This is a genomic window from Mycolicibacterium komossense, from assembly GCF_025822605.1.
Classification (GTDB): Bacteria; Actinomycetota; Actinomycetes; order Mycobacteriales; family Mycobacteriaceae; genus Mycobacterium; species Mycobacterium komossense.
This window is the reverse complement of sequence record NZ_JACKTY010000028.1, coordinates 223,062-235,918: the sequence shown is the minus strand read 5'-3', so window position 1 is coordinate 235,918 and position 12,857 is coordinate 223,062. Positions and strand designations below refer to the sequence as shown.

Sequence of the window (12,857 nt, the reverse complement as noted above, 5' to 3'; positions counted from 1 at the left end):
AGGTGAACGAGCTACCGGTAGGGGTGGCGCCGAAGTTGCGGGTGCGAGAGCGGGTGGTCTTTCACGCCGACACGGTGTCCGCCCGGTGGATCGGGGCATGCGCGCTGCTCAGCGCGGTGTGTTGGTTGGTTGGCCTCCTCGTCCACGAGCATCGGCATGCCAATTGGCATGCCGCCGGCGGTCTTGCGTGGTCGTTGACGGTATTCGCCGCGGTCGCGCTGATCGCCCGCGGCGTATTCCTCGGTCGGCCGGTCACCGCACTGCACGCCACCGCGGCGTTGGCCGCATTGCTGGCGGGCCTCGGTGCGCACCTGTTGTCCTTAGATGTGGCGGGCAACGTGCTGATCGCCGGCTCAGGGCTGGCGCTGATGTGGCCGACCAGTGCCCGTCCCGACCCCGGCCAACGGCAGCGGATCTGGTCGTTGATCACCATCAGCCGCAACGACCCGCTGGCACCGTTCGCCATGCAGGCGCTCAAGAGCTACCACTTCAGCGCCGACGGCAGGGCCGCGCTCGCCTTCCGAACCCGACTGGGCTACGCGGTGGTCAGCGGCGATCCCATCGGGGACGAGACGCGCTTCCCTGCGGTGATCGATGATTTTGCCGCGATGTGCCGCTCCCGCGGATGGCGGATCGCTGTATTGGGCTGCAGTCAACGCCGCCTCGGACTGTGGGCCGATCCCGCCACCCTGGGGCAGAGTCTGCGGGCAGTCCCGATCGGGCGTGACGTCATCGTCGACATCCCGCGGTTCACGATGGCCGGTCGAACTTTCCGGAACCTCCGCCAGGCGGTACAGCGCACGCACAACTGTGGGATTACCACGGAGATCGTCGCAGAACAGGAACTGGACGAGCGACTGCGGGCCGAACTGGTCGAAGTCCTGCTGGCCTCGTCCAAAGGCGCACATACCGAACGTGGTTTCTCGATGATCCTCGACGGCACCCTGGAAGGCTGTTACCCGGGGATCCAATTGATTGTGGCCAGGGATCGCGCCGGTCAGGTGCAGGCGTTTCACCGCTACGCAGTGGCCGGCGGAGGCTCCGATATCAGCCTCGATGTGCCGTGGCGGCGGCGCGGTGCGCCCAACGGAATCGACGAACGGCTTAGCGTCGACATGATCAATGCAGCAAAAGCACTTGGCGCCCAACGTTTGTCGCTCGCCTTCGCCGCATTCCCCGAGATCTTCGACGACGACCGTCGCGGCCGGGTGCAGAGCCTGTTCTACCGGGCGATCCACCTCGGTGATTCGCTGGTCGCCTTGGAGTCGTTGTACCGATATCTGCGGAAGTTCCACGCGCTGGGCGATCGGCGCTACGTCCTTTTGTCGATGACGCAGCTGCTGCCGCTGCTGATCGTGCTGTTGTCCTTCGAATTCATGCCGCGGCGGCGTCGGCTATAGCACTCGGAGCGGCTATGGCGTGGGGGTCAGCGTCACGCTGAACTGGTTCTCCAGGTTGCCGCGGAACTGGTCCTCGCACTGCGTCTGAGCTGATGTGTCATTTCCGGCCTTCTGCATGCAATCGACGTAGTCGCGTCCGCCGATCTTGAAGAAGCCCCAAACGCCGAACGCGATGACGCAGGCGCTCAGAATGATGCCGAGCACGCCGAGGGCGATGCCGGCGATCGCGACGCCACCGTTGGTCGCCTCACCGCGCTTGGCGCGGCTGTGTCCGATGAAGCCGAGGACGATCGCGACGATACCGAGTAGGAAACCGCCGAATACCGAGATGGCCGCGGGCAGCGACACGATGGCGGTGATCAGCGCGGCAATACCCAGGCCGTTTCTCGGGCTCGCAGGCGGCGGCGTGTAGCCCGCGTAAGGCTGCGGCGGGGGCGGCGGGTAACTCGCTCCCGGCGGGAGGTAATAGCCGCCCTGCGGTGGATACTGCGGCGGGTACTGCTGCGGATTGCCGGGTGCGTAACCACCGGGCGCGCCCGGATAGGGAGGCGGCGGAGGTGGGGTTTGTGGTGTTCCCGTTGGTGTCTCGGGGGAGCTGGAGGATTCGGGTGTTTCAGTCATTGCGTGCGCTCCAGATCAGGCTGTGGTGGACGAGACCCGCTGCCAGAGTACCTGCTCGCTTGTGTGTGAAGTCGCGGACACGTGATGTCACCGGGCAGGTGGTGTGTCGCCACCACCACCGTGCGGCCGGGTTCGAGTAGTCCGCCTTCTACGACGAGGAGTTGGCGCAAAAGTGCCTCGGCGTCGGCGGCGTCGAGGTGTTCAGTGGGTTCGTCGAGCAGGAGTACCGGTGCGCGGCACAGTAACGCCCGGGCCAGCAGCAGTCGGCGCCGCTGCCCGGCCGACACCGCCGACGCACCGCCGGTCAGCACCGTGGCCAAGCCATCGGGCAGCGCCTGCAGCCAGTCGCCGAGCCCGACGCGCGTCAGGGCTGTGGTCAGTTCGTCATCGCCGCAGTCGCCGCGGACCACCAATAGATTGTCGCGCACGGTCGTGGCGAAGATGTGGGCGTCCTCGGCGAAATACGCTACCCAGGAATGTAATTGGTGCTCATCGACCGTGCCGATTGGCACGCCGCCGATGGTGAGGTCGCCGGCGATCGGCGGCAGCAAGCCGGCGATCGTCATCAGCAGGGTCGATTTCCCCGACCCGCTCGGGCCGGTAACAGCCAGTCGGGCACCCGGTTTCAGATCGAGGCTGACGACGGAGCCTGGACTCGAGCCGGGATGACCCGCCCGCAACGCGGTGCCGCGCAGTGCGGAATCCCTCGGGGTCGCCGACGCGATCACGGTCGCGACGGCACCGGACCCGGTGAGAGCGAGCAACCGTCGGGCCGCAATCCGGGACCGGGTCAGCTGAATGGCAGCGCCGGGAAGTGCGGTGGTCGCCTCGAAGGAGGACAGTGGCAGCAGCATCAAGATCGCCAAGGTGGTCGGTGCGACGGTGCCGGAGATACCGATTCCGATGATGACGGCGCCGAGCACGCCGACGCCCATCGCCGCGGTCGGCACTGCCGCGCCGTATGCCCCGGGTGTCGCCGCCCGGTCAACGGCTTTGGCCCAGTCGCGTTGGCGTTGACCTGATTCGGCAATGATCGCGGGCAGCCGCCCACTGACGCGGAGTTCGGGGGCGTGTTCGAGGGCGAGCATCGCCGTGATGTCCCGGTCGCCATGGTGAATCCGTGCGAGCTCTTCCTGGGCGGTGGCCCCGCGGGCCGCCAGCCACGGCGCGACCACCCCCGCGATCAGCAGACAGGCAGCCAGCAGCGCGGCGGCAGGCAGGGAGATCACGGCGATCACGCCGACCGCGATCAGCGAGAGCACCGTGGCCACCGCGATCGGCAGCACCGCGCGCACGACGGCGTCGGCGAGTTCGTCGACATCGGAGCCGACGCGGCCGACGAGTTCCCCAGCGTGCAGGCGGGCGGTGACGTCGACGGGTCCGCGCGCGAGTCGGTGGTAGATACCGCGGCGGGCCGAACCGGCGGCCCGCAACGCGGTGTCGTGAGACGCCAGCCGCTCGCAGTAGTGCAGCACACCACGCGAGATACCGAACGCCCGGACGGCGACCACGGCCACCGACAGGTCGAGGACCGGTGGCATCTGCCAGGCCCTGGTGATCAGCCAGGCCGAGACTCCGGCCAAGGCGAGAGCGCTGGTCAGCGAGAGCACTCCGAGGGTGACGGCGAGTAGGAGCCGGCCCAGCCTGGGCCGCAGCAGCGGCAACGCCAGGATCAGTGGGTCGTCAGACAGTCGCACGGCTCGCCACCTCGACGATCTGGTCTGCGATCGCGAGCACCGGCGCGCGGTGCCCGACGACGACGACGGTCGTGCCCCCGCGGGCGCGGGCGGTGATCGCCTGCAACACCCTGCTCTCGGTCTCGGGATCGAGGTGAGCGGTGGGCTCGTCGAGCAGCAAAACCGGCGCGGGGGAGCCCAGCGTGCGGGCCAGGCCCAGCCGTTGGCGTTGCCCAAGGGACAGACCGACCCCGCCGCGGCCGAGTCTGGTCTGCAAACCTTCCGGCAGGTCTCCCAGCACTTCGTCGAAACCCGAAGCGGCACAGGCTGAATCGAGGTCGGCCAGCTCGCCGAACAAGGCCAGGTTCTCGGCGACGGTGCCGGGTATCAGCACCGGCCGCTGCGCCAGCCACGACAGTTGGTGCCACCATGGCTCGGGTTCCAGATCGGCGATATCGACGTCCCCCACGCTCACCCGGCCGGTTGTCGGTGTGGTCAGCCCGGCGATCACCTGCACCGTGGTCGACTTGCCCGCCCCATTGGCACCCACGAGCACGGTCACCTCGCCGGGCGCGAGGACGGCGCTCAGGCCGTTCGGCGCCGGTCCGTCACGGCCTTCGACACTGAGATTCTCCAGCCGGATGGGCCTGCCCGCGGCGCACACCGTGGCGGTGCCGGTCGTGATGCGGGACTCGCTGTCGATCAAGGCGAAAGCCTTGTCGGCGGCTGACTTCCCATCCTGGGCGGCATGGAATTCGACGCCGACCCGGCGCAGTGGCCAGAACACCTCCGGGGCGAGCAGCAGTACGGTCAGGCCGCTGTCCAGTGAGATCCCGCCGTACACCAATCGCAGCCCGACGGATACCGCCACCAACGCCACACCGAGCGTTGCCACCAGCTCGAGGACCAGGGTGGACAGGAATGCGACGCGTAGTGTCGCCATCGCCGAACGGCGATGTGCCGCGCTCAGTTCGCCGATCCGCTCGCCGGGCCCTTCGGCCCGTCCCAGCGCCCGCAGGGTGGGGAGTCCGGCGATGAGGTCGAGCAGCCGGGCCTGCAGGGTCGTCATCGCTTCCAGCGCCGCCGCCGACCGGTCCGCGGTGGCCAGTCCGATCAGCACCATGAACACCGGGATCAGCGGCAGCGCGACCAGTACGACAACCGCAGCCTGCAGGTCATACCAGGCGATCACCACGACCGCGGCGGGAGTGAGGATCGCGGCCAGGAACAATGCGGGCAGATAGGAGGTGAAGTACGGCCGCAGCCCGTCGAGACCACGCAGGACGACGAAGGCGGCGTCATCGCGGCGCCGTGCGAGAGTGCGCGGTTCGGCCGCGGTCACCGACCGCAACACCTGGCCGCCCAGATCGGCTATCGCCGCGCTGGCGCCGCGTTGACTGAGCCGCACCTGTAGCCATTGTGCGACCACCCGAATCATCCACAGCACCAACAGGATCAGCAGCCAGGTGCGCCAGTGTGGGAGTGTGCGCGTCGCCGGGTCGGTGATGACCCCGGCCACGACGTGGGCCAGTACCACCGCCGATCCGATTGCGGCGCCACTGATCACGACACCGCAGCACACCGTGGCGACCAGGAAGCGCCGGACGGCACCCGAGGCCCGCCACAACCTCGGGTCGATTGGTGCGTTCCTCCTCATCGCTCGTGCCTCGCTCTGCATCGGTCACGCGCCGGGGTCGAGTGGCGCCCGGCTGCTGTTATTCAGGACACCTGCCTCGACAAACCGATGGAATCGGGGATCCGGTCGGCCGAGATGCGCTGGCGGAATACCCAGTACGTCCACGCCTGGTAGATCATCACCAGCGGCGCGAAGATGACGGCCGCCCACGTCATGATCTTCAGCGTGTATGGACTCGACGACGCGTTGTGCACCGTCAGGCTCCAGTCCGGATTCAAGGTCGACGGCACCAGATTCGGGTACAGGTCACCGAATAGCAGCGTGATGACCGCGATCACCACGAGCGTCGTCGCCACGAACGCCCACCCGTCGCGCGTGCCGGCCCGCAGCAGGGCGACCGCCGCAAGCTGTGCGATCACCGCCACGCCCAGCACCAACCACGTCCACGGTTTTCCATGCGCCAGTTGGGTCCAGATACCGAATGCCGCGACCAATGTCGTCACCGGCAGCGACGCCCATCTGGCGATCCGCAGCGCGTCGTCGCGGACCTCGCCCGACGATTTCAGCGCCAGGAACGCAGCACCGTGCAGCAGGAACAGCCCACCGGTCGCGAGCCCGCCCAGCAGGGTGTACGGGTTGATCACATCGGTGAACGACAGGTCGACCTGTTTGTGGGCATCCACCGGTAGGCCGCGGACCAGGATGGCAAAGGCAACGCCCCACAGGATGGCGGGCAGCCAGGAACCGATGGCGATGCCGGTATCGGCGTAGGACCGCCACTTCGGATCGTTGATCTTGCCGCGCCATTCGATCGCCACGATGCGCAGGATCATCGCGAACAGGATGGCCAGCAGCGGCAGGTACAGCGTGGAGAAGACCGTCGCATACCAGTCGGGGAACGCCGCGAACATGGCGCCACCCGCGGTGATCAGCCAGACCTCGTTACCGTCCCAGACTGGGCCGATGGTGTTCAGCGCGGCCCGTCGGCGCCGCTCGATCGCTTCGGGTCCACCCGATTTGCCCAGGCGCCCGATCGGCTCCATCAGCATTCCCACCCCGAAGTCGAAACCCTCCAGGATGAAGAAGCCGAGAAACAGTACTGCCACGAGGATGAACCAGAACTCTTGTAACCCCATCGCGATCAACTCCTTGCGCGACTAGTAGGCGAACGACAGGGGTTTGACGTCGTCTTCGCCGGGCGGCGCAGGCGGCGCCGGTTCGGAATCGTGTTCCAGCGGTCCTTCGACGACATAGCGGCGCATCAGGTAAAACCACACGACAGCCAGGGCGGCATAGGTCAACGTGAAGGTGATCAGTGAGAACAGCACCAGGCCTGCCGAGTTGTGGGAAACGCCGTCCTGCACGGTAAGTCGGATCGCCTGGTCACCGGTCGGGTTGGGCACCACCACCCACGGTTGCCGGCCCATTTCGGTGAACACCCAGCCGGCGCTGTTGGCCAGGAACGGGGTGGGGATGGTCAGCAGAGCGAACCAGGCGAACCAGCGTTGGTCGGGGATCCGGCCACGGCGGGTCAGCCACAGTGCGACCATGGCGAACAGCACCGGGATCAGCAGGAAGCCGATCATCGCGCGGAAGGCCCAGTACGTCACGAAGAGATTGGGTCGGTAGTCGCCGGGCCCGAACTTCTGCTCGGCCTGGGCCTGCAGATCTTTGACACCCTCCAGGGTGACCCCGGTGAACTTGCCCTCTGCCAGGAAGGGCAGCACGTAGGGGATCTCGATGACGCGGGTGATGCTGTCGCAGTTGTTGTGCGTGCCGACGGTGAGGATCGAGAACTTGGGATCGGTTTCGGTGTGGCACAACGATTCCGCCGACGCCATTTTCATCGGTTGCTGCTGGAACATCAGCTTGCCTTGGACATCGCCGGTGAGGAACAGCGCCGCCGCTGCGATGAGTGCCACCCAGCAACCCAGGATAGTTCCGGGCCGGTAGATCGTGGCGGCGTCGCCGGATTGGCCGTCGGCTGTGCGGGAGCGCACCATCCACCACGCGCAGATGGCCGCCACGAAGGCGCCTGCGGTCAGGAACGCTCCGCCCACGGCATGTGAAAACGCGGCCAGCCCAGTGTTGTTGGTGAACAGCGCCATGATGCTGGTCAGCTCGGCGCGGCCGGTCTCCGGGTTGAACGTCGCGCCGACCGGGTGCTGCATGAAGGAGTTGGCGCTGATGATGAAGAACGCCGACGCGTTGACGGCGATCGCGACGACCCAGATGCAGGCCAGATGCACCAGCTTCGGTAGCCGTGTCCAGCCGAAGATCCACAAGCCGATGAACGTGGATTCGAAGAAGAAGGCGACCAGACCTTCCATCGCCAATGGCGCGCCGAAGATATCGCCGACGAACCGGGAGTACTCGCTCCAGTTCATCCCGAACTGGAACTCCTGGACGATGCCGGTCGCCACGCCGATGGCGAAGTTGATCAGGAACAGCTTGCCGAAGAACTTCGTCATCCGGTACCACGCGGTGTTGCCGGTGGCCACCCACACTGTCTGCATGATCGCGATGAGCGGCGCCAAGCCGATCGTCAGCGGCACGAAGATGAAGTGGTAGACCGTCGTGATGCCGAACTGCCAGCGCGATACGTCCAGCGCGTTCATCTACGTCATCTCCCCGGGGCTACGGGTCGAGTCGTTACGACTCCACTACGACAGAGTGTAGTAGGTCTGGCAGGCCCAGTCACTAGGGACTTTAGACCTCATCGGGATGACTTTTGGTCGCTACTCGATGGTGGTCGTCGGTGCGGAAGCCGCTGGCGCCGCGGGAGCAGGCTCCGCCGGATCCGGGGTGAGCGCCTCGGCGAGGTTCTTGCCGGCCTTTCGGATTCCGAACGATGCGACGACCTCGAAGACACCGATCACGACGAACCACGCGCCGACCACGATCGCCAGCGTCGTGACCGACTCGAACGGCGATGCCAGCATCACGATGCCGGCGGCCAGACTGATGACGCCGACGAAGATCTCCCACGCCCGGCCGGGCAGCGTCGGATCGCTGATCGCCGACACCGCCGTCGCGACACCGCGGAAGATGAAGCCGATACCGATCCAGATCGCCAGCAGCAGAATCGAGTCCGCCAGGCTCCGGAAGCACAGGACCGCAAGGATCAGCGATGCCGCACCGCTGATGAACAGCAACACGCGGCCGCCAGCCGAGACATGCAGTGCGAACGCGAAGAGCACCTGCGCGATCCCGGTGATGAGCAGATATGCGCCAAAGAAGATGGCACCGATGAGAATTGTCTTGCCGGGCCATGCCAGAACGGCAGCGCCGATAACGATGGCCAGTAGTCCCGACACCAGCGCCGACTTCCACAAGTGCGGCAACATGCTTGGAGTAGCAGTGGTTTCCATGCGCGCAGTGTGACACACCGCCGATGGGCATCGGGCGATTTGGCCGCCGGTGCGGTGGACGCGCGACCCACAGCCAGAACGCAGAATGTCCTGTGGTCCGCCGACGAGGTCGTTAATGTCTCGTTACCGGCAATGCGCGCTGGGTCCATGGTCGTTAACGTCAGCGCCTGAACAGACGGATGACGGCCCGATGCAGAAAGAAGAAACACCGTGGTAGCTGGAAGTCAAGACCGTCGAGTGGGGTCGCGCTGGTGGCGCGGCGCGGTAGTGGTCGCCGCCTGTAGCGCGCTCGCGCTGTCGGGCTGCACCAAGAACAGCGACACATCCGGTCCTACGACCTCGACGACGGCCGCGCAGGCCGCGAAGGTCGACGACATTGCGAACACCGTCCCTGAGGACATCAAGTCGTCGGGCAAGCTGATCGTCGGCGTCAACGTGCCTTACACGCCCAACGAGTTCAAGGATCCCAGCGGCAAGATCGTCGGCTTCGACGTGGATCTGATGAACGCGATCGCCTCCACCCTCGGCCTGACCGCCGATTACCGGGAAGCGGATTTCGCCAAGATCATCCCGGCGATAGAGGGCGGTACGTTCAACGTCGGCATGTCGTCGTTCACCGACACCAAAGAACGTGAGCAGACCGTCGACTTCGTCACCTACTTCTCGGCCGGTTCGCTGTGGGCCAGGCCGAAGGGTTCGGACATCGGCCCGGACAACGCCTGCGGCAAGAAGGTCGCGGTTCAGTCGACCACCACGCAGGAAGTCGACGAACTGCCGGCCAGGAGCAAGACGTGCACCGACGCCGGTAAGCCGGCCATCCAGATCCTGAAGTTCGACGGCCAGGATCAGGCCACCAACGCGGTCGTCCTGGGGCAGGCTGACGCGATGTCGGCGGATTCCCCGGTCACCCTGTATGCGATCAAGCAGAGTGACGGCAAGCTGGAGCAGGCCGGCGAGACCTTCGACTCGGCGCCCTACGGTTGGCCCGTGAAGAAGGGCTCGGCGTTGGCGGCATCGCTGCAGAAGGCGCTCGAGCATCTCATCGAGACCGGCGATTACAAGACGATCGCGAGCAACTGGGGCGTCGAGGCCGGCATGATCGACAAGCCGGTCATCAACGGCGCAACCAGCTGATCGCCGGATTGACCTATGAGTGTTGATGTTTCGCCGCCCCCCACCAGTCCAGCCGACGGTCCTGCCGCAATTGACGCGGTTCCACTGCGGCACCCATGGCGGTGGGTGGCGGCGATCGTCATCCTCATTCTGGCTGGGCTGTTCATCTACGGCGCCGCCACCAACGATGCCTACGGCTGGAAGTTCTTCGGCAAGTACATCCTCGACGAACGGATCGTCTCCGGCGTCTGGATCACGATCCAGCTGACTGTCTGGTCGATGATCCTGGCGATCGTGCTGGCCGTCATCCTCGCAGTCATGCGGTTGTCGCCGAATCCGGTCTTCCGGTCGGTGGCCTGGGTGTACCTCTGGGTCTTCCGCGGCACACCCGTGTTCGTCCAGCTGGTGTTCTGGGGCCTGATCCCGACGATCTACAAGAACATCCAGCTCGGCATCCCCTTTGGTCCCACGTTCTTTCACCTCGATATCCAGAACCTCTCGATGTACTTTCTGCTGGCGATCCTCGGCCTCGGTTTCAACGAGGCGGCCTACCTGGCCGAAATCATCAGGGCCGGCATCAGCTCGGTGCCCGAAGGGCAGTCCGAAGCCTCCACGGCGCTGGGTATGTCCTGGTTGCTGACGATGCGGCGCACCGTTTTGCCGCAGGCGATGCGGGTGATCATCCCGCCGACCGGCAACGAGTTCATCGGTCAGCTCAAGACCACGTCGCTGGCCGTCGCGGTGCCGTTCACGCTCGACCTGTTCGGCCGCCAGCGCGATATCGCCGCGGTGATCTTCCAGCCCATCCCGCTGCTGCTCGTTGCGGCCGCGTGGTACCTGCTGATCACCAGCATCCTGATGGTCGGCCAGTTCTACCTGGAGCGATACTTCTCCCGGGGTGCTTCGCGCAAGCTGACCGGTAAACAGCTCGAGGCGCTCGCCAAGGCGCAGGTACTGAGCGAAGGAGGAGGGGTATGACTCAGCTTCCCGACGCAACCGGTGCTGCCACGCCGATGGTCAAGGCCGAAAGCGTCTGCAAGAACTTCGGTGCGCTGCGGGTGCTCAAGGGTGTGACGCTGGAGATCGGCAAGGGCCAGGTGCTCGTTCTGGTCGGGCCGTCCGGCTCGGGAAAGTCCACGTTCCTGCGTTGCATCAACCACCTCGAGCAGGTCAACGCGGGACGGCTCTACGTCGACGGCGAGCTGATCGGCTACACCGAACGCGGCGGCAAGCTGCACGAGATGGCGCCGCGGGCGGCGGCCAAACAGCGCCGCGATATCGGGATGGTGTTCCAGCACTTCAACCTGTTCCCGCACCGCACCGCGCTGGCGAACATCATCGAAGCACCCATGCAGGTCAAGGGTGTCAAGAAGGCGGAAGCCGTCGAACGCGCGAAAGATCTACTCGAACAGGTCGGGCTCACCGACAAAGCGACCGCCTATCCCGCCCAGCTGTCCGGCGGTCAGCAGCAGCGGGTGGCGATCGCCCGGGCATTGGCGATGAACCCCAAACTGATGCTCTTCGACGAGCCCACCTCCGCATTGGATCCGGAACTCGTCGGCGAGGTGCTCGGCGTCATGAAGAAGCTCGCGAGCGAGGGCATGACGATGGTGGTGGTGACCCACGAGATGGGCTTCGCCCGTGAGGTCGCCGATCAGCTGGTTTTCATGGACGGCGGCGTCATCGTCGAGAGCGGTAATCCCCGTGAGGTGCTGGCCAACCCGCAGGAGGATCGCACCAAGCTGTTTCTGTCGAAGGTGATGTAGCTCCTCAGACAGCTGGTACCCGCGTTCGGGAGTACACCTGAGCGAGGAACTGTTCGACCGCGACGGCCGAGTGCGCCGCCCTCGGTGAGCCGAAGATGTCGAAAGCGTGCTGTGCGTAAGGCAATTCGGCGTACACCACGGGCTGGGTGCTCACCTCGCGCAACCGCCGCGCGAAACTGCGGCCCTGCTCGACGGGGATCAACGAATCGTTGGTGCCGTGCAAGATGAAGAACGGCGGGGCATCGGCGTTGACGTGGCTGATGCTCGACGCCGACTGGTAGGCATCAGGGAAGTCGCGACGCCGTTGTTTCAGGACGTATTTCGCGAGCATCGGCACCATCAGTGGGTGCATCGAGGTGTCTTTCCTGGTGAAGTCGTAGACGCCGTAGAACGGGACGGCCGCCTGCACGCTGGTGTCGACATCAGGGAAACCCGGCTGGAATTCGGCCATGTTCGGGGTCAACGCGGCCAGCGACGACAGGTGCCCGCCGGCCGAGCCGCCGGTGATGGCGATGAAGTCCGGGTCACCGCCGTACTCACTGATGTGTTCCTTGATCCAGGCGATCGCGCGTTTGACATCGACGATGTGATCAGGCCACGTCGCCCGCGGGCTGAGCCGGTAGTTGATCGACACGCACACCCAGCCGAGTTCGGCGAGATGACTCATCAACGGATGTGCCTGTCCACGTTTGCTTCCCAGCATCCAGGCGCCGCCGGGAACCTCGAGCAGCACGGGTGCGCGACCACCGCGGTCGAGATCGGGACGGCGCCAGATGTCGAGCAGGTTCTTCCTGCCGAACTCGCCGTAGGGGACATCACTGTCGTGGGCGTAATCGCGGTAGATCCGCAGCATGCGGACGACGCCGGGTCGCTTGGCCGTCGCACCCATCGGCGCGGGACGCTTCCAGAGGTCCCCACTGTCGGTGCGCCGGTCGGTGCCCAGCTCGGCGTCCAGGGCAGCAGTCAGCGGCTGATCGGCCTGCCGTCCTGCGCGGTAGAGTCCGAGCAGTCCCAGCCAGGACAGGGCCGATACCAGCCAGGCGATGCGACCCGTCCGGCGGCCCAGTCCGGGCGTCACCGCCGTGAGCGCCGCGGCCTCAGCCGCGATCATCTGCAAGGGCAGCTCCGAGGCGAACACCCCATAGGTGAAGGCGTACAACGACGGGTAACCCCGCTTTGACAGCGGCCGGTAGCCGTTGGCCGTGAGGGCAGCGCTGATCGCCGCGATGAACACGGCCGCGATGTGTTTCACACGCTTCACGCCCACCACCCTA

Annotated in this window: 11 protein-coding genes; 4 read left to right on the top strand and 7 right to left on the bottom strand. The window is 65.9% G+C overall.

The window, feature by feature from the left end:
• The first annotated feature begins 2 nt into the window (after positions 1-2).
• The gene (locus H7J73_RS12110) at positions 3-1,400 is read left to right on the top strand and encodes an MprF family protein (protein ID WP_264067615.1); all 1,398 of its coding nucleotides are present in this window, start codon (positions 3-5) and stop codon (positions 1,398-1,400) included.
• 12 nt (positions 1,401-1,412) lie between these two features.
• Here the strand turns inward: H7J73_RS12110 and H7J73_RS12105 are convergent, their stop codons facing one another.
• From H7J73_RS12105 to H7J73_RS12080, 6 genes are all read right to left on the bottom strand, one after another.
• Positions 1,413-2,021, bottom strand: a complete 609-nt coding sequence (locus H7J73_RS12105) for a DUF4190 domain-containing protein (protein ID WP_264067614.1) — start codon at positions 2,019-2,021, stop codon at positions 1,413-1,415.
• Positions 2,018-3,718 (bottom strand): thiol reductant ABC exporter subunit CydC, encoded by a 1,701-nt coding sequence (gene cydC / locus H7J73_RS12100; protein ID WP_264067613.1) that lies wholly within the window; start codon positions 3,716-3,718, stop codon positions 2,018-2,020. The genes H7J73_RS12105 and cydC overlap by 4 nt, the downstream gene beginning before the upstream one ends.
• The gene (cydD, locus tag H7J73_RS12095) at positions 3,705-5,279 is read right to left on the bottom strand and encodes a thiol reductant ABC exporter subunit CydD (RefSeq protein WP_435405485.1); all 1,575 of its coding nucleotides are present in this window, start codon (positions 5,277-5,279) and stop codon (positions 3,705-3,707) included. Before cydD ends, cydC begins: the two co-directional genes overlap by 14 nt.
• A 137-nt stretch (positions 5,280-5,416) precedes the next feature.
• On the bottom strand, positions 5,417-6,469 hold the full coding sequence (gene cydB / locus H7J73_RS12090; protein WP_264067611.1) for a cytochrome d ubiquinol oxidase subunit II: 1,053 nt from the start codon (positions 6,467-6,469) through the stop codon (positions 5,417-5,419).
• A gap of 21 nt (positions 6,470-6,490) precedes the next feature.
• Positions 6,491-7,951: a cytochrome ubiquinol oxidase subunit I gene (locus H7J73_RS12085; protein ID WP_264067610.1), complete on the bottom strand. Its 1,461-nt coding sequence runs from the start codon at positions 7,949-7,951 to the stop codon at positions 6,491-6,493.
• A gap of 120 nt (positions 7,952-8,071) precedes the next feature.
• Positions 8,072-8,704, bottom strand: a complete 633-nt coding sequence (locus H7J73_RS12080; protein WP_264067609.1) for an HdeD family acid-resistance protein — start codon at positions 8,702-8,704, stop codon at positions 8,072-8,074.
• Positions 8,705-8,914: 210 nt separating this feature from the next.
• Between H7J73_RS12080 and H7J73_RS12075 the strand changes: the two genes are divergently transcribed.
• Genes H7J73_RS12075 through H7J73_RS12065 form a run of 3 tightly spaced genes read left to right on the top strand, consistent with a single transcriptional unit; the run spans position 8,915 to position 11,583 of the window.
• A complete protein-coding gene (locus tag H7J73_RS12075; RefSeq protein ID WP_435405472.1) occupies positions 8,915-9,838 on the top strand; it encodes an ABC transporter substrate-binding protein in 924 nt (307 codons plus the stop codon).
• 15 nt (positions 9,839-9,853) lie between these two features.
• Positions 9,854-10,795, top strand: a complete 942-nt coding sequence (locus H7J73_RS12070) for an amino acid ABC transporter permease (RefSeq protein ID WP_264067607.1) — start codon at positions 9,854-9,856, stop codon at positions 10,793-10,795.
• Positions 10,796-10,830: 35 nt separating this feature from the next.
• On the top strand, positions 10,831-11,583 hold the full coding sequence (locus H7J73_RS12065) for an amino acid ABC transporter ATP-binding protein (protein ID WP_264067909.1): 753 nt from the start codon (positions 10,831-10,833) through the stop codon (positions 11,581-11,583).
• A 4-nt stretch (positions 11,584-11,587) separates the two neighbouring features.
• Here H7J73_RS12065 and H7J73_RS12060 read toward each other — a convergent pair whose 3' ends face one another.
• On the bottom strand, positions 11,588-12,850 hold the full coding sequence (locus H7J73_RS12060; protein WP_435405471.1) for an alpha/beta hydrolase fold domain-containing protein: 1,263 nt from the start codon (positions 12,848-12,850) through the stop codon (positions 11,588-11,590).
• Positions 12,851-12,857 lie beyond the last annotated feature (7 nt).

Bases quoted from the DNA above. Each gene is read 5' to 3' on its own strand.
- H7J73_RS12105 (WP_264067614.1), bottom strand. From the start codon at position 2,021: ATGACTGAAACACCCGAATCCTCCAGCTCCCCCGAGACACCAACGGGA.
- cydB (WP_264067611.1), bottom strand. From the start codon at position 6,469: ATGGGGTTACAAGAGTTCTGGTTCATCCTCGTGGCAGTACTGTTTCTC.
- H7J73_RS12085 (WP_264067610.1), bottom strand. From the start codon at position 7,951: ATGAACGCGCTGGACGTATCGCGCTGGCAGTTCGGCATCACGACGGTC.
- H7J73_RS12080 (WP_264067609.1), bottom strand. From the start codon at position 8,704: ATGGAAACCACTGCTACTCCAAGCATGTTGCCGCACTTGTGGAAGTCG.
- H7J73_RS12070 (WP_264067607.1), top strand. From the start codon at position 9,854: ATGAGTGTTGATGTTTCGCCGCCCCCCACCAGTCCAGCCGACGGTCCT.
- H7J73_RS12065 (WP_264067909.1), top strand. From the start codon at position 10,831: ATGGTCAAGGCCGAAAGCGTCTGCAAGAACTTCGGTGCGCTGCGGGTG.